The organism is Pseudomonas sp. LB3P25, assembly GCF_054897985.1.
The window spans coordinates 1-16,634 of the sequence record NZ_CM142711.1 but is presented as its reverse complement, the minus strand read 5'-3'; the positions used below and the strand labels follow the sequence as shown (position 1 = coordinate 16,634).

The 16,634-nt window shown below is 59.9% G+C and carries 15 protein-coding genes; 9 read left to right on the top strand and 6 right to left on the bottom strand.

Going from position 1 to position 16,634, the window contains the following annotated elements:
• The first annotated feature begins 243 nt into the window (after positions 1–243).
• Positions 244–1,389, top strand: a complete 1,146-nt coding sequence (locus tag ACYZTW_RS00075; protein WP_462003260.1) for an MFS transporter — start codon at positions 244–246, stop codon at positions 1,387–1,389.
• 136 nt (positions 1,390–1,525) lie between these two features.
• Here the strand turns inward: ACYZTW_RS00075 and ACYZTW_RS00070 are convergent, their stop codons facing one another.
• Both ACYZTW_RS00070 and ACYZTW_RS00065 read right to left on the bottom strand, forming a co-directional pair.
• A complete protein-coding gene (locus ACYZTW_RS00070; RefSeq protein WP_462003259.1) occupies positions 1,526–3,094 on the bottom strand; it encodes a phospholipase D family protein in 1,569 nt (522 codons plus the stop codon).
• A 60-nt stretch (positions 3,095–3,154) separates the two neighbouring features.
• Positions 3,155–4,588, bottom strand: coding sequence for an aminotransferase-like domain-containing protein (locus tag ACYZTW_RS00065; protein ID WP_462003258.1), 1,434 nt, complete (start codon positions 4,586–4,588; stop codon positions 3,155–3,157).
• A gap of 179 nt (positions 4,589–4,767) precedes the next feature.
• Here ACYZTW_RS00065 and ACYZTW_RS00060 point away from each other — a divergent pair, with 179 nt between their 5' ends.
• The gene (locus tag ACYZTW_RS00060) at positions 4,768–5,013 is read left to right on the top strand and encodes a DUF1127 domain-containing protein (RefSeq protein ID WP_462003257.1); all 246 of its coding nucleotides are present in this window, start codon (positions 4,768–4,770) and stop codon (positions 5,011–5,013) included.
• Positions 5,014–5,136: 123 nt separating this feature from the next.
• Here ACYZTW_RS00060 and ACYZTW_RS00055 read toward each other — a convergent pair whose 3' ends face one another.
• On the bottom strand, positions 5,137–6,450 hold the full coding sequence (locus ACYZTW_RS00055) for an NAD(P)/FAD-dependent oxidoreductase (protein WP_462003256.1): 1,314 nt from the start codon (positions 6,448–6,450) through the stop codon (positions 5,137–5,139).
• Positions 6,451–6,597: 147 nt separating this feature from the next.
• On the opposite strand from ACYZTW_RS00055, the gene ACYZTW_RS00050 reads away from it, so the two are divergent.
• Positions 6,598–6,951, top strand: a complete 354-nt coding sequence (locus tag ACYZTW_RS00050; RefSeq protein ID WP_007947437.1) for a YkgJ family cysteine cluster protein — start codon at positions 6,598–6,600, stop codon at positions 6,949–6,951.
• Between the two features lie 139 nt (positions 6,952–7,090).
• Here ACYZTW_RS00050 and ACYZTW_RS00045 read toward each other — a convergent pair whose 3' ends face one another.
• On the bottom strand, positions 7,091–7,579 hold the full coding sequence (locus ACYZTW_RS00045; RefSeq protein WP_003206849.1) for an Lrp/AsnC ligand binding domain-containing protein: 489 nt from the start codon (positions 7,577–7,579) through the stop codon (positions 7,091–7,093).
• Positions 7,580–7,736: 157 nt separating this feature from the next.
• On the opposite strand from ACYZTW_RS00045, the gene dadA reads away from it, so the two are divergent.
• The 6 genes from dadA to ACYZTW_RS00015 all read left to right on the top strand — a co-directional run bounded on the left by dadA (position 7,737) and on the right by ACYZTW_RS00015 (position 13,865).
• On the top strand, positions 7,737–9,041 hold the full coding sequence (gene dadA, locus ACYZTW_RS00040) for a D-amino acid dehydrogenase (RefSeq protein ID WP_415772225.1): 1,305 nt from the start codon (positions 7,737–7,739) through the stop codon (positions 9,039–9,041).
• On the top strand, positions 9,013–9,366 hold the full coding sequence (locus ACYZTW_RS00035; protein WP_076029299.1) for a RidA family protein: 354 nt from the start codon (positions 9,013–9,015) through the stop codon (positions 9,364–9,366). The genes dadA and ACYZTW_RS00035 overlap by 29 nt, the downstream gene beginning before the upstream one ends.
• A 97-nt stretch (positions 9,367–9,463) precedes the next feature.
• Positions 9,464–10,537 carry an alanine racemase gene (gene alr / locus ACYZTW_RS00030; RefSeq protein ID WP_056738693.1) on the top strand — a complete coding sequence of 358 codons (1,074 nt, stop codon included), beginning with the start codon at positions 9,464–9,466 and terminating at the stop codon, positions 10,535–10,537.
• 127 nt (positions 10,538–10,664) lie between these two features.
• On the top strand, positions 10,665–11,213 hold the full coding sequence (locus tag ACYZTW_RS00025) for a cupin domain-containing protein (RefSeq protein WP_008150195.1): 549 nt from the start codon (positions 10,665–10,667) through the stop codon (positions 11,211–11,213).
• 169 nt (positions 11,214–11,382) lie between these two features.
• Positions 11,383–11,808, top strand: a complete 426-nt coding sequence (locus tag ACYZTW_RS00020; protein ID WP_129440019.1) for a c-type cytochrome — start codon at positions 11,383–11,385, stop codon at positions 11,806–11,808.
• A gap of 134 nt (positions 11,809–11,942) precedes the next feature.
• The gene (locus ACYZTW_RS00015; protein ID WP_462003255.1) at positions 11,943–13,865 is read left to right on the top strand and encodes an acetyl-CoA hydrolase/transferase C-terminal domain-containing protein; all 1,923 of its coding nucleotides are present in this window, start codon (positions 11,943–11,945) and stop codon (positions 13,863–13,865) included.
• Between the two features lie 129 nt (positions 13,866–13,994).
• On the opposite strand, the gene ACYZTW_RS00010 is transcribed toward ACYZTW_RS00015, so the two are convergent.
• Complete coding sequence (locus ACYZTW_RS00010; RefSeq protein WP_020799401.1) at positions 13,995–14,567, bottom strand: xanthine phosphoribosyltransferase; 573 nt, start codon at positions 14,565–14,567, stop codon at positions 13,995–13,997.
• A 57-nt stretch (positions 14,568–14,624) separates the two neighbouring features.
• On the bottom strand, positions 14,625–16,634 hold the full coding sequence (gene rep, locus ACYZTW_RS00005; protein WP_462003254.1) for a DNA helicase Rep: 2,010 nt from the start codon (positions 16,632–16,634) through the stop codon (positions 14,625–14,627).

Genomic DNA, 16,634 nt, shown 5'->3' with positions numbered 1-16,634 from the left:
CCAAATCAGGCTCCCGAATGTACAGAAATCCCTGTGGGAGCAAGCCTTTGTGGTGAGGGGATTTATCCCCGTTCGGCTGCGAAGCAGTCGCAGAACCCATGCACGCGGTGTATCTGATACTCCGTTATTGCAGGTTTTGGGGCCGCTGCGCGACCCAACGGGGATAAATCCCCTCACCACAAGGCTCGCTCCCACATTGTTTTGTGCCGTGCCTGAAAAATAATATCCACAGGAGCGTGGAACATGCGTTGGGCGACTTATTTCGCCGTGTTGGCGTCTGTCTTGAGTGTCGGCCTGGCGCTGGGCGTCAGCATGCCGTTGGTGTCGTTTCGCCTGGAAGGCTGGGGCTACGGCTCGTTCGCCATCGGTGTGATGGCAGCGATGCCCGCCATTGGCGTATTGCTGGGGGCAAAGATCTCCAGCCATCTGGCCGCGCGTCTGGGCACGGCCAATCTGATGCGTCTATGCCTGTGGGCCGGGGCTTTGTCCATCGGTTTGCTGGCGCTGTTGCCGAGTTATCCGGTTTGGCTGGTATTGCGGCTGATGATCGGGGTGATCCTGACCCTCGTCTTCATCCTCGGCGAAAGCTGGATCAACCAACTGGTGGTCGAACAATGGCGCGGGCGATTGGTGGCGCTGTATGGCAGCAGCTATGCGCTGAGTCAGCTGGCCGGGCCGTTGCTGCTTGGCGTTCTGGGCACCGAACACGATTACGGATTCTGGGTCGGCGTCGGTTTGCTGATCGCGGCACCGTTCCTGTTGCTGGGCCGCAGCGGCGCACCGAGCAGTGAAGCCTGCAGCGTGACCTTCAGCGACTTGCTGGGTTTCTGCCGTGGCCTGCCGGCGATTGCCTGGGCGGTGTCGCTGTTCGCGGCGTTCGAAGCGATGATCCTGACGTTGTTGCCGGTCTATTGCCTGCGTCAGGGTTTTACGACGGACATTGCGTTGGCAATGGTCAGCACGGTGGTGGTGGGTGATGCCTTGCTGCAATTGCCGATTGGCGCATTGGCTGATCGCTTGTCGCGACGTACGTTGTTCACCGGGTGTGCGGTGGTCCTGCTGATATCGAGCCTGGCCATCCCGTTGTTGATCGACACGTTGCTGATCTGGCCGTTGTGGGTGTTGTTTGGTGCCAGTGCCGGTGGCTTGTTCACCTTGTCACTGATCCTGATCGGCGAGCGCTATCGCGACGATGCACTGGTGCGCGCCAATGCGCATATCGCGCAGCTGTGGGGGATCGGTTGCCTGGTCGGGCCGCTGGCTGCCGGTGCCGGCAGTCAGTGGATCAGCGGGCATGCGTTGCCGCTGCTGATGGCGGCAGGTGCGCTGGGGTTGGTGATTCTGGTGTCGCGCCAGGGTGCATTTGGCGCGGTAGCCGAACCTGCTTGACGCTGAACTACCCGTCAGCCACATCCCTCTGTGGGAGCGAGCCTGCTCGCGAAAGCGACGTATCAGTCGACATCTGTATTGGCTGGCATGACGTCTTCGCGAGCAGGCTCGCTCCCACAGAGGTTTTTGTTGTCTGTCAGAGCATCCGTTCCAGGCCGACGGTGGTGCTCATCCACGCATTGAAGCGCCGCCACCAGCTCCCCGGCTCCTTGGTCAACGTGTGCATTTTGCCGTCATCTTCGGTGACCCAGACAATCTGGCCATTTTCCAGTTTCGCCTGATAACTCAGGGGCGGCGCCATGCCCTGCATCGCCAGTTTGCGCACGCGCGCGGCGAGTTCCGGGCTGTCTACCAGCACCCCGACTTCGGTATTCCACAGCACTGAGCGTGGGTCGAAATTGAACGAGCCGATGAACGATTTCTGCTGGTCGAAGATCATCGCCTTGCTGTGCAGGCTGGAGTCTGAGCCGCGATAGGACTTGCTGTGGAACAGATGGGGTCCGCTGCCGCCGCCTTCACCGGGCTGGCGGCGCAATTCGAACAGCTGCACGCCATGCTCCAGCAGTGCCTTGCGATACGGCGCGTAACCGCCATGCACCGCCGGGACGTCAGTGGCTTCCAGTGAGTTGGTCAGCAGGCTCACCGACACCCCGGCATCGGCGCGCCCGGTCAGGTACACCAGTCCCGGTTGGCCGGGTACGAAGTAAGCCGAAATCATGATCAGCTCTTTGCTGACGCCATTGAGCTCGGGCGCCAACTGCGTGGTCAGCAGCAACTGCGGGTCGGGCTCGCCGTCGGCCAGCACCTTGCTCGGCGCGTCCCACAGTGCCTGGCTCCTGGCCCAGATCAACTGCCGACGCCAGATGGCCAGGCGCGGGTGAGTGGTGTAGGTCATCAACTGCTGGTAGAGCGCGTGATTCTGTTTGCGCGTTTCCTCAAGCGATTCTTCCAGGCGGGTCCGGGTGTTTTCCAGGTCCTTGGCCGTCGGTTTGCTCGAGAGGAACTCGTCGATCGGCTTGCTCAGCGCACTGTTCCAGTATTGGTCGAAACTGTGCCCCAGCTGTTCGGCGACCGGGCCGACGCTGAGCATGTCGATGTCAGTGAAATTCAGGTTGGGTTCGGCATCGAAATACTCGTCCCCCAGATTGCGCCCTCCGACGATGGCCATGCTGTTGTCGGCCAGCCACAGCTTGTTGTGCATGCGCCGGTGTTGCTGCGACAGGTTGAGCAACCGTCCCACCGTTCGTGTCACGCCGGTACTGCGGCCCAGGTGCAATGGGTTGAACACACGGATCTGGATCTGCGGATGCGCCGCCAGCGTGGCGATGATCCAGTCCTGGTCATCGCTGGTGGTGTCGTCGAGCAAAATGCGCACGCGCACGCCGCGGTCGGCGGCCTTGAGCAGTTCATCCACCAGCATCCGCGTGCTGATGCCGTCATGCACGATGTAGTACTGCAAATCGAGGCTGCTTTGGGCGTTGCGGATCAGCTCGGCGCGGACCGTGAAGGCTTCGGTGCTGTCGGACAGCAGGCGAAAGCCGGATTGCCCCTCATGGGGCGCGGCCTGAGCCTGGATTGATCGCCCGAATGCCGAATCGCTGGCGGGCAGCGCCTGGCTAGGTTCGCGCGGAACGTTGAACGTCGCACAGCCGCCGAGGAACGAGGCAAGTAACAGAAGAGCGAGCAGAGGCTGTCTGACTCTCATGTGGGATCGTTCCGATTGGCGGCAGGTGTCGGCATATGGACGTTGGATTCCCGAGAAAGGTCAGTCGGTGATGCAGTCGGTTTCCGCGAGCAGCTTGATTGCCGCGGTGCCGACCTTGCGCACCGCTTCTTCAATTTGCGGTGTTGCCTTGGCAGCGTAGTTCATGCGCAGGCAATTGCGGTACTTGCCCGAGGCGGAAAAAATGCTGCCAACGGCAATCTGTACGCCTTGGTCGTGCAGCGCACGATTCAGTTTCAGGGTGTCGAAACCCTCCGGCAGTTCGACCCAGAGCATGAAGCTGCCCTGAGGACGGCTGGCACGGGTGCCGGCCGGGAAATAGCGAGTGACCCAATCGATCATCACGTCGCGATTGCGCTGGTATTGGGTGCGCATCCGCCGCAAATGCGGTTCGAAGTGCCCGGCCTTGAGAAATTCGGCAATCGCGATCTGCGGTTGCGGCGCCGTAGAGCCGGTGCTGATGTATTTCATGTGCAGCACCCGTTCCAGATACCGTCCCGGCGCCACCCAACCGATACGCAGCCCCGGCGCCAGGGTCTTGGAAAAGGAACTGCACAGCAGGACGCGGCCGTCTTCGTCGAAGGACTTGATCGTGCGCGGGCGCGGGTAGGTGTAGGCCAGTTCGCCATACACATCGTCCTCGATGATCGCCACGTCGAAACGCTGTGCGAGCGTCAACAACGCGCGTTTGCGCGACTCCGGCATGATGTAGCCCAGCGGGTTGTTGCAGTTGGGGGTCAACTGTATGGCCTTGATCGGCCATTGTTCCAAGGCCAGTTCGAGGGCATCGAGGCTGATCCCGGTGAGCGGGTCGGTGGGGATTTCCAGGGCTTTCATGCCCAGGCCCTTGAGTGTCTGCATGGCGCCGTGAAAGCTTGGCGAGTCCACGGCGACAATGTCGCCCGGCTCGCAGATCGAGCGGATGCTGGTGGACAGCGCTTCATGACAACCCGTGGTGACCACCAGGTCGCTGGCGCTCAACTGGCAGCCGGAATCGAGCAGCAGGCGGGCGATCTGCTCGCGCAGTTCGAGGGTGCCGTGGATGTTGTCGTAATACAGACCTGGCATGTCTTGCCGCCGGCTGATTCGCGCCAGACCGCGCAGCAGCGGCTTCAAGGTCGGCGTGGTGATGTCCGGCATGCCGCGACCCAGTTGCACGACATCTTTGCGCGGGACGGCGCGAATGAGTTCCAGCACCTGATCCCACTGGGAAATATCCACCGGACGCTGTGCCGGGCGGCCAATTGCCGGAAGCTCCGGCAGTTCGCGACCCACCGGTACGAAGTAGCCCGACTTGGGTTTGGGTGTCGCCAGGCCGCTGTCTTCCAGCACGCGATACGCCTGTTGCACCGTGCTCAGGCTGACGCCGTGTTCAACACTCAACGCCCGCACCGACGGCAGCCGGTCACCGGGGCGATAGAAGCCCTGTTCGATACGCGTGCCGAGTAGTTCGGCGAGGTTGACGTAAAGGGTCATGGCGCAGTCTCGGTGTGGGTGATTCGGTTAACCAGTACAGATGGGTCGAAAATAGAGGATTCAGACGCTGAAATGTAAAATCTGTATGGAGTTAATACAGTCTCGTTGAATCTGTAATGCTTTTTGCCGTCGACGCATCATGAAAGCTCTGGCTACCCAAGTAAACAGGAGCAATCAAAATGAACGGCTTGAGCGATGTGCGGCTGACGTTACACAGTCAGGAACTGGCGGCAGGGCAAAACAACGGCGCACGCGAGGCGGTCATGCGCAACGCACCGTCCGGCCTGAGTCGCTGGGGTCTGTTCTGGCATCGTCTGCACACGCGCAAGGCGTTGCTGGAGCTGACACCGGAGCAGCTCAGGGATGTCGGGTTGAGTCGGGAGCTGGCGCGGGAGGAGGGGCTTAAACCCTTCTGGCGGATCTGAGTTCTGTGGCGCTCTTACGGCCCAATCGCGAGCAGGCTCGCTCCCACAGGGGATATGTGAACGACACAGATCCTGTGGGAGCGAGCCTGCTCGCGAAGGCGTCGGCACAGGCACCGAAAGTCTTCAGACCAACTCTTTAAGCCGATGCCACAACATCCCCAACGCCAAGAGCGGCGAGCGCAAATGTTTCCCACCGGGAAAGGTAATGTGCGGAACCCGAGCAAACAGATCGAACCCTCCACTCTGCTGACCACTGATAGCCTCAGCCAACAACTTCCCCGCGAGGTGCGTGGCATTCACGCCATGACCGGAATAAGCCTGGGCGTAATACACATTCGGCTGATCCTTTAACCGCCCGATCTGCGGCAGGCGATTAGCGCCAATGCCAATCATCCCGCCCCATTGAAAGTCGATCTTCACGCCGGCCAGTTGCGGGAAAACCTCCAGCATCTTCGGCCGCATGTAGGCGGCGATGTCCTTCGGGTCGCGACCTGAATAGTGGCAGGCGCCGCCAAACAGCAGGCGTCGGTCCGCCGAGAGCCGATAGTAATCCAGCGCCACCCGTTGATCGCAGACCGCCATGTTCTGCGGCAGTAGCGAGTGAGCCAGCGTTTCACTCAACGGTTCGGTGGCGATGATGTAGCTGCCGGCGGGCAGCACCTTGCCGCCGAGTTCGGGATTGAGTTCATTGAGGTAGGCGTTGCAGCCCAGCACCAGCGTCTTGGCGCGAACCGAGCCCTGGGCGGTATGGACCTTGACCTCGGGGCCATAATCGATGCGGGTGACTGCTGATTGTTCGAACAGCTTCACCCCCAACTGCTGGGCGGCGGCCGCTTCGCCCAGTGCCAGGTTCAGCGGATGCAGGTGCCCCGAGCCCATGTCGATCAACCCGCCGACGTAGCGGTCGGAACCTACAACGGAATGCATTTCACTGGCTTGCAGCAGACGGGTTTCGTAACGGTAGTCGAGGCTGCGCAGCTCTTCGGCATCTTCAGCGAAACCTTCGAGGCCCCGGGGCTTGTTGGCCAGATCGCAATAGCCCCAAGTCAGGTCGCAAGGGATCTGAAAACGCTCGACGCGCTGTCGGACGATTTCCACCGCTTCCAGGCCCATGAGTTTCATCTGACGCACACCGTCCGCACCGACCACGTTAGCGAACTGATCGAGGCCATGGCCGACCCCGCGAATCAACTGCCCGCCATTGCGTCCACTGGCGCCCCAACCGATTTTGTGGGCTTCGAGCAGGATCACACTGAAGCCGCGTTCGGCCAGTTCGAGTGCTGTGTTCAACCCGGATAACCCGCCACCGACCACGCACACGTCAGCCATCAGGTCGCCTGTGAGCGCCGGATGATCGGGCTGCGGCAGGCTGCTGGCGGCGTAATAAGAGGCAATGTGCTGGTGGTTCGGGACAGGTTGCTGAGCACGGGCATTCATGTGCGTGATCCTGATACTTGTGTTTAGAACATTTGACGGAGCATAAGCCGGACCTTCGGACACGGGCAACACTGGTCAGTTGGTGCTGTCTGGATCGGGGCTTTTACGTCAGAATCCCGCTCTATTCCGCATTTGGTTACCGCTTCGATGAGCTGCAACAGTCAGAAAATTCGCACGCTTCGGCAGCAGATTCCCTCGTTCGAGTGCGTGCCCGGCTGCCATGACTGTTGTGGGCCGGTGACCACCTCACCGGAAGAAATGTCCCGCCTGCCGCGCAAGACCCGGGCCGAGCAGGATGCGGCGATGGATGAGCTCAATTGCGTTCACCTGGGGCCCAACGGCTGCACTGTGTATGACGAGCGGCCGCTGATCTGCCGATTGTTCGGCACCACCAAGACCTTGCCGTGCCCTAATGGGCGGGGGCCGGTGGAGCTGATTCATCCGCGGGTCGAGAAGCAGATTCATGAGTACATGGCCAGTACCCGGCAGGTGTTGGTTTAAAAACAGCGTTACTTCAGCAGGGACCGAGTCGCTTCAATCGCGAGCAGGCTCGCTCCCACAAGGGCACCGCTGTACCTGTGGGAGCGAGCCTGCTCGCGATAGCGGTTGCTCAGACAACCCTTTCCTTGTGGCTGAACCCTCAATCCGGAATCGGCAGATTCAAGCTCTCTTTCACCTCTTCCATCACGATATAGCTCTTGGATTCGCGCACATGCGGCAGCTTGAGCAGGATGTCGCCCAGCAGTTTGCGGTACGAGGCCATTTCGGAAATCCGCGCCTTCACCAGATAGTCGAAATCCCCTGACACCAAATGGCACTCCAGCACGTGGGGGAGTTTCAGGACCGCGCGTCGGAACTCTTCGAAAGTATCACCGGATTTGTAGTCGAGGCTGATCTCGACGAACACCAGAAGACTACCCTTGAGGTGCTGCGGATTGAGCCGGGCGTTGTAGCCCATGATGATCCCTTCGCGCTCCAGCCGCCGGACCCGCTCGGTACACGGCGTGGTCGAGAGCCCGACCTTTTCCCCCAGCTCGGTGAAGGAGATGCGCCCGTCCGCTTGAAGGATCCGCAGGATGTTGCGGTCGATCTTGTCCAGCTCACGTTTGGTCTGAGTGTTGGTACGCATAGGGGATGCGCCTCCGTGAAAAGCGTTTTTGCCGAGAATTCTCGCCAAATATAGGCACTTATATAGTGAAAAGCACTGCCTAATCTTTTTTACACTGCGCACATCAATGCTCGACAACTACGAACGTCAGCGGCAAGCCGCGATGAGGGATATGAAAATGCGCGTTATGGTCTTGGGTAGCGGCGTCATCGGTACCACCAGTGCTTACTATCTGGCGCGTGCCGGGTTTGAAGTGGTGGTCGTGGACCGTCAGCCGGCTGCTGCCATGGAGACCAGTTTCGCCAACGCCGGACAGGTTTCGCCGGGTTATGCCTCGCCGTGGGCCGCGCCGGGTGTTCCGCTTAAAGCCATCAAGTGGCTGTTGCAGCGCCATGCACCGCTGGCGATCAAGGCCACCGCCGACATCGACCAGTACCTGTGGATGGCGCAGATGCTGCGCAACTGCACCGCCAGCCGTTATGCGGTGAACAAGGAGCGCATGGTCCGCCTGTCCGAGTACAGCCGTGACTGCCTCGACGAATTGCGCGCCGAAACCGGCATTGCCTACGAAGGCCGCAGCCTCGGTACGACCCAACTGTTCCGCACCCAGGCTCAACTCGACGGCGCCTGGAAAGACATCGCCGTGCTGAAAGAATCCGGCGTGCCGTTCGAACTGCTCGACCGCGCCGGCATTGCCCGCGTTGAGCCGGCCCTGGCCAGCGTCACCGACATCCTCGCCGGCGCCCTGCGCCTGCCGAACGATCAAACCGGCGATTGCCAAATGTTCACCACCCGCCTGGCCGAAATGGCCGTGAAACTCGGTGTTGAATTCCGCTTCGACCAAGACATTCAACGCCTCGACTACGCCGGCGACCGCATCAATGGTGTCTGGATCGACGGCAAGCTGGAAACCGCTGATCGCTACGTGCTGGCCCTGGGCAGCTACTCGCCGCAACTGCTCAAGCCGCTGGGTATCAAGGCGCCGGTGTATCCGCTCAAGGGTTACTCCCTGACCGTGCCGATTACTAATCCGGCGATGGCCCCGACATCGACTATCCTCGATGAGACCTACAAGGTCGCGATCACTCGTTTCGACAACCGTATCCGCGTCGGCGGCATGGCTGAAATAGCCGGTTTTGACCTGTCGCTGAACCCGCGTCGGCGCGAAACCCTGGAGATGATCGTCAACGACCTTTATCCTCAGGGCGGCGATCTGGCCCAGGCGAGTTTCTGGACCGGTCTGCGTCCGACCACCCCGGACGGCACGCCGATCGTGGGGGCTACGCCGTTCAGCAATCTGTTTTTGAACACGGGTCACGGCACGCTCGGTTGGACCATGGCGTGCGGTTCCGGTCGCTTGCTGGCTGATCTGATGGCGAAGAAAACGCCGCAAATCAGCGCCGAAGGCCTCGATATTTCCCGTTATGGAAAAAAACTTCAGGAGTCTGCAAAACATGTCAATCCAGCGCCAGCTCACCAATGAGCGCATGAGCCAGATCGTAGTCCACAGCGGTACCGTGTATCTGGCAGGGCAGGTCGGCGACGATATGAACGCCGGGATTGAACAGCAGACCCGTGAAACGCTTGCCAACATCGAGCGTTTGCTGGATCTGGCCGGGACCGACAAGAGCCGTTTACTGTCGGTGACGATTTACTTGAAAGACATTGATGCACACTTTGAAGGCATGAACGCGGTCTGGGACAAGTGGCTGCCAAAAGGCGTCGCACCGGCCCGTGCCACCGTTGAATCGAAGTTGTGCGAACCACAAATCCTGGTTGAGCTGTCAGTTGTCGCCGCTCTGCCATAAGCCAGTCTGAAAAATCCCTCTCCCGGTGCTACTGGCGGTTTACGCCGTCAGCCAGCGCCGGTTTTTCTTCCCAATGACCGACCAGAAGTCTGCCGCCATGCGTCCTGCCCGTGCCCTGATCGACCTTCAAGCCCTGCGTCACAACTACCAAATCGCCCGTGAAGTCACGGGGGCCAAGGCCCTCGCGGTGATCAAGGCTGATGCCTACGGTCATGGCGCGGTGCGTTGCGCCCAGGCGCTGGAAGCCGAAGCAGACGGTTTCGCCGTGGCCTGTATCGAAGAAGCGTTGGAGCTGCGAGCCGCGGGCATTCGTGCGCCGGTGTTGTTGCTGGAAGGTTTTTTCGAAGCTGATGAGTTGTCGCTGATTGTCGAGCATGATTTCTGGTGTGTGGTGCATTCGCTGTGGCAGCTCGAAGCCATCGAGAAAGCTGCATTGAGCAAGCCGATCACGGTCTGGCTCAAGCTCGATTCGGGCATGCATCGGGTTGGCTTGCATCCAAAGGATTATCAGGCGGGCTATCAACGGCTGCTGGCCAGCGGCAAGGTGGCGAAGATCGTTCTGATGAGCCACTTCGCCCGGGCCGATGAGCTGCACAGTCAGGCCAGTGCCGAGCAGGTCGCGGTGTTTGAAGCGGCGCGCCAGGGCTTGTCGGCCGAGGTCAGCCTGCGCAACTCGCCGGCAGTGCTCGGTTGGCCGCAGATTCCAAGTGACTGGGTTCGCCCGGGCATCATGCTCTACGGTGCTACGCCCTTCGAAGAAGCCAATGCCGTGGCATCCCGTCTGCAACCGGTGATGACCCTCGAATCGAAAGTGATTTGTGTGCGTGAACTCCCGGCCGGCGAGCCGATCGGTTACGGCGCCACATTCATCACCCAGAAACCGATGCGCGTGGGCGTGGTGGCCATGGGTTACGCCGACGGCTACCCACGACAGGCACCGACCGGTACGCCCGTGATGGTTGCCGGGCAGCGCAGCCAGTTGATTGGCCGGGTGTCGATGGACATGCTTTGCATCGACCTGACCGATGTGCCGCAAGCCGGCCTCGGTTCGACCGTCGAGTTGTGGGGCAAAAACATCCTCGCCAGTGACGTGGCCGCGGCTGCGGGCACGATTCCTTACCAGATCTTCTGCAACCTGCGCCGGGTGCCAATGCTCTATTCCGGGGCTTAGGTCAAAGCGCCCCGACCGAAAGTCGCTTCACCGAACAGGATTCAGGTCCAAGTGTTGTAAATACTGAACGCTGTCGCCATGATAACGCTCAATATTCCAACAACCTGAATCCCTGGAGGCTCCAGCATTGGACGTCGGTGAACGACTGCAATCCATCCGTAAGCTCAAAGGACTTTCCCAGCGTGAACTCGCCAAGCGCGCGGGCGTCACTAACAGCACCATTTCGATGATCGAGAAGAACAGCGTCAGCCCCTCGATCAGTTCGCTGAGGAAGGTATTGGGCGGGATTCCCATGTCCATGGTCGAGTTCTTTTCCGAAGAGATCCTGCAGGAAAAACCGACTCAGATCGTCTACAAAGCCAACGAGCTGATCGATATTTCCGATGGCGCAGTGACCATGAAGCTGGTCGGCAGGGCTCATCCGAGCCGGGCCATCGCGTTCCTCAACGAAATCTACCCGCCAGGCGCCGACACCGGTGACGAGATGCTCACCCATGAGGGCGAGGAAACCGGGATTTTGCTCGAAGGTCGACTTGAACTGGTGGTGGGGCTTGAAACTTTTGTGCTCGAAGCCGGCGACAGCTACTACTTTGAAAGTACAAAACCACACCGTTTCCGTAATCCGTTCGATGCGCCAGCGCGACTAATCAGCGCAGCTACCCCGGCGAATTTCTAAGAAAAGAGGCGTCCCGCCAGCATTGCGCAGGTGCCCGAGTTGTTTTTCCGCCACGCATAAGACCCCTTCGACTTTAGGGTTGTTTCAGTGTGGCGGGCTTACCGTTATACTTGCGCCCGCCTGCGAACCGTGGCCGTGGGCGTGACTAGCCACCATTGAGGGTGAACGCGTGAATCTAATTATGAAAATGCTGGCCGTACCAGCAACCGTATTGGCCCTTTGGGCAGTCAGCGCACAAGCTGCGACCAACGACGATATTGCTAAACGCCTTGAGCCCGTCGGCCAGGTCTGTGTTCAGGGTAAAGAGTGCAAGGGTATGGAAGTCGCCGCTGCTGCAGGCGGCGGTGGTGCCAAAACTCCTGACGAAGTGATTGCCAAACACTGCAACGCTTGCCACGGCACCGGCCTGTTGGGTGCGCCGAAAATCGGTGATGCCGCCGCTTGGGGCGAGCGCGCCAAGAAGGAAGGCGGCGTTGACGGTTTGCTCGCCAAGGCGATCTCCGGCCTCAACTCGATGCCGCCAAAAGGTACCTGCGCCGATTGCGCAGACGCCGAGCTCAAAGGCGCCATCCAGAAGATGTCCGGCCTGAAATAAGCCTTCATCTTCAGCAAAAAGCCGCTTTCGAGCGGCTTTTTTGTGCCTGCGATTTTCGGCTGAGACTGTTCATTGCAGCAAAGACCCGGCAAGCTCGGTCCAACCCCGGTTCACGGAATGTAAGGGAGGATCAAATGGTGCAGCTGTGTTCTATCGAGCAAGCGGTCGATGATGTCTTGGCACGGTTGCCGGCGCATATCCACATGGGCCTGCCCCTCGGTTTGGGCAAACCCAACCACTTCGTCAACGCGCTGTTTCAACGCATCGCCCAGTTGCCCGAACGGCAGCTGACGATCTACACCGCGCTGTGCCTCGGTCGTCCTGCGTTGGGCGACGGCTTGCAAAAGCGCTTCCTCGAACCCTTCATCGAGCGGGTGTTTGGCGATTACCCGGAACTGGGATTTTTGGCTGATCTGCATAAAGACAGCCTGCCGCCCAACATCCATATTCAGCAATTCTTCATGCAACCTGGCAGCCTGCTCCACAGCGCACAGGCCCAGCAGGATTATGTCAGCAGCAATTACAGTCACGCCGCGCGGGACATCAACGCCGCCGGTTTGAACCTGGTGGCGCAATTGGTGGCGAGCCACAGCGAGCATCCCGATCGCCTGAGCCTGAGCTGCAACCCGGACATCACCCTTGACCTGTTTCCCATGATCACCAAGCGTCGGGCGGCGGGGGAGACGATCCTGTTGGTGGGTCAGGTGCACAACGATTTACCGTACATGCCCGGCGATGCCGAAATCGGTATCGACACCTTCGACCTGCTGATCGACGAGAAGGACAGCACCACGCTGTTCTCCACGCCGAACATGCCGGTGGGTTTCCAGGATCACTTCATCGGGTTGCACGCCAGCACGCTGGTGCGCGACGGCGGCACCTTGCAGATCGGCATCGGCGCCATGGGTGATGCCCTGACCGCTGCGCTGCTGGCGCGGCAGGCCGACAATGACGGTTACAAGGCGTTGCTGGCGGACGTGAATCTCAGCCAGTGGGCGCAACTCATCGACCGCGAAGGCGGCGTCGAACCCTTTGCCAAGGGCCTTTACGGTTGCAGCGAAATGTTCGTCAACGGCTTGCTGGTGCTGGCCGACGCCGGGATTGTGCGGCGCAAGGTCTACCCCGATGTGCCGACCCAGCAACAGGCCAATGCCGGCACGCTGGACGAAGCCGCGCAGACTGACGGCATCTCGGTGCATGGCGGTTTCTTCCTTGGGCCGCGCAGTTTCTATGAGCGGCTGCGCGAGCTGCCGCACAGCAAGCGGCTCGAATTCAACATGACCCGCATCAGCTACATCAACGAGCTCTACGGTCAGGAAGAACTCAAACGCTTGCAGCGCCTCGATGCGCGCTTCATCAATACCGCCTTCACCATGACCCTGCTTGGCGCAGCCGTATCGGATCAGCTCGAAGACGGGCGAGTACTCAGCGGTGTCGGCGGGCAATACAACTTCGTCGCGCAGGGCCATGCACTGGAAGGCGCGCGTTCAGTGTTGCTCCTGCGCAGCTGGCGCGAGTCGGGCGGTGAGGTGAGTTCGAACATCGTTTGGGAGTACGGCCATTGCACGATCCCGCGGCATTTGCGAGACATCGTGGTCACCGAGTATGGCATTGCCGATCTGCGGGGTAAGACCGATGCGGCTGTGATCGAGGCGTTGCTGAACATCAGCGACTCACGTTTTCAGTTGGGGCTGATCGAGCAGGCTCAGGCAGTCGGCAAGTTACCGAAAAATTTCCGTATTGATCCACGGTTCGCCGACAACAGTCCGCAGCGCTTGCAGGCCATTCAGGCGCGGCATCCGCAGTTGTTTCCGGAGTATCCGTTGGGTTGTGATTTCACCGCTGAGGAGAAGGATCTATTGCGGGCGCTGAATTGGCTGAAGAGCAAGTTCAAGCTCACGGAGATTCTGGAGCTGGGCAAGGCCGCGCTGGATGCGCCAGAACCTTCGGAGTTTCCCGAGCATCTGGAGCGGATGCAGCTGACCAACCCGGAAGGGCTGAAGGAGGATTTGTTTCAGCGGCTGTTGCTCACCGGCCTCAAAGCCACCGCGCAGTAACTGTTACCTCAAATACCACTGTGGGAGCGAGCCTGCTCGCGAAAGCGTTGGGTCAGTCAACATTGATGTCGACTGACACTCAGCATTCGCGAGCAGGCTCGCTCCCACAGGGGGATGTGCGGTGTGGCTTTATTCGATGAAGGTGACGACGCCGCCAGCCAGCGACTGAACGCGAGCCAGGGATTCAACGCGATAACCCTGCGCATCCAGTTCCGCACGGCCGCCCTGGAACGATTTTTCGATCACGATACCCAAACCCGCGACGGTAGCGCCGGCTTGTTTGATGATCGAGATCAGCGCTTGCGACGCCTTACCGTTGGCCAAAAAGTCATCGATGATCAGTACGCGGTCGCTGCTGGTCAGGTGGCGCGGGGAGATCGCTACGGTGCTTTCGGTCTGCTTGGTGAACGAGTAAACGGTCGCCGACAGCAGGTTTTCGGTCAGGGTCAGGGACTGATGCTTGCGCGCAAAAATCACCGGCACGCCGAGGTTCAGGCCGGTCATGATCGCCGGAGCAATGCCCGAGGCTTCGATGGTGACGATCTTGGTGATGCCCGAATCCTTGAACAGCGTGGCGAATTCGTCGCCGATCAGCTTCATCAGGGCCGGGTCGATCTGGTGGTTCAGAAAGGCGTCGACTTTCAGGACCTGATCGGAAAGCACGATGCCTTCTTCGCGAATTTTCTTGTGCAGTGCTTCCATGAAGCTTTCCTCTACTGGCGCCTTGTGCGCCTAAGGCCGGTTAAAAAGTAGTCGATTCTAGCGCTTTAACATCGCGCGTATATCCGCCAATGCCGTATTACCGCGAACAGCTTTGACTTCAACGGGCGTGTCATCGTTGCCTTCCCAGGCCAGGTCGTCCGGCGGCAATTCATCGAGGAAGCGGCTCGGCGCGCAGTCGATGATCTCGCCGTATTGCTTACGCTTGGCGGCGAAGGTGAAGGCCAGGGTCTGACGCGCTCGGGTAATTCCGACGTAGGCCAGCCGACGTTCTTCTTCGATGGTGTCGGCTTCAATGCTGGAACGGTGCGGGAGGATTTCCTCTTCCATGCCCATGATGAACACGTAAGGAAACTCCAGACCCTTGGAGGCGTGCAGGGTCATCATCTGCACACCCTCGGCGCCGTCTTCTTCTTCCTGCTGACGTTCCAGCATGTCGCGCAAAACGAGTTTGCCGATGGCGTCTTCGACGGTCATCTCGCCTTCTTCGTCTTTTTCGAGGGTGTTCTTCAACGCCTCGATCAAGAACCAGACGTTACCCATGCGGTAGTCGGCGGCCTTGTCACTGGAGCTGTTGGTGCGCAGCCAGTTCTCGTAGTCGATGTCCATGACCATGCTGCGCAGCGCCGAAATTGGGTCTTCGCCAGCGCACTGCTCGCGGACCTTGTCCATGAAGCGCTTGAAGCGCGACAGTCGATCGGTAAAGCGCGTGTCCAGATGCTCGCCCAGACCGATTTCGTCGGTGGCGGCGTACATCGAGATTTTGCGTTCGGTGGCGTAGTTACCGAGCTTTTCCAGCGTGGTCGAGCCGATCTCCCGGCGTGGGACGTTGATCACCCGCAGGAAGGCGTTGTCGTCGTCCGGGTTCACGATCAGGCGGAAGTAGGCCATCAGGTCTTTCACTTCCTGGCGTCCGAAAAAGCTGTTGCCGCCGGAAAGTCGATACGGAATCTGGTGGTGTTGCAGCTTCAGCTCGATCAGCTTGGCCTGGTAGTTACCGCGGTACAGAATCGCGAAATCGCTGTATGGCCGATCCGTGCGCAAGTGCAGGGTCAGCAGTTCCACGGCCACGCGCTCGGCTTCGGCGTCTTCGTTGCGGCAACGGATCACGCGGATCTCGTCACCATGGCCCATCTCGCTCCACAGCTGCTTTTCGAATTCGTGCGGGTTGTTCGAGATCAGCACGTTGGCGCACCGCAGGATGCGGCTGGTGGAGCGATAGTTTTGCTCCAGCATCACCACTTTCAGGGACGGGTAATCGTCCTTGAGCAACATCAGGTTTTCCGGCCGCGCGCCGCGCCAGGCGTAGATCGACTGGTCGTCATCGCCCACCACGGTGAACTGGTTGCGTATGCCGATGAGCAGCTTCACCAGCAAATACTGGCTGGCGTTGGTGTCCTGGTATTCGTCTACCAGCAGGTAGCGGACTTTGTTCTGCCATTTTTCGAGGATGTCGGCGTGTTCCTGGAACAGCTTCACCGGCAGCAGGATCAGGTCGTCGAAGTCCACCGCGTTGAACGCCTTGAGCGTGCGCTGATAGTGGGTGTAGACGATGGCGGCGGTCTGTTCCTTGGGGTTGCGCGCGTTTTCCAGGGCTTCGGGCGGCAGGATCAGGTCGTTTTTCCACGAGCCGATCATGTTCTTGATCTCGTCGACGCCGTCGTCGCCCGAGTATTCCTTCTGCATGATGTCGGTCATCAGGGCTTTGACGTCGGTCTCGTCGAAGATCGAGAAACCTGGCTTGTAGCCCAGCCGCACGTGTTCCTTGCGGATGATGTTCAGGCCCAGATTGTGGAAGGTGCAGACCGTCAGGCCGCGGCCTTCGCCGCCTTTGAGCAGGGTGCCGACCCGTTCCTTCATCTCGCGCGCGGCCTTGTTGGTAAAGGTCATGGCGACGATGTACTGGGCGCGGATGCCGCAGCTCTGGATCAGATGCGCAATTTTGCGCGTGATCACGCTGGTCTTGCCGGAGCCTGCGCCGGCGAGCACCAAAAGAGGGCCGCCGACGTAGCTCACGGCTTCTTGCTGCCGGGGATTGAGTCGGGACAT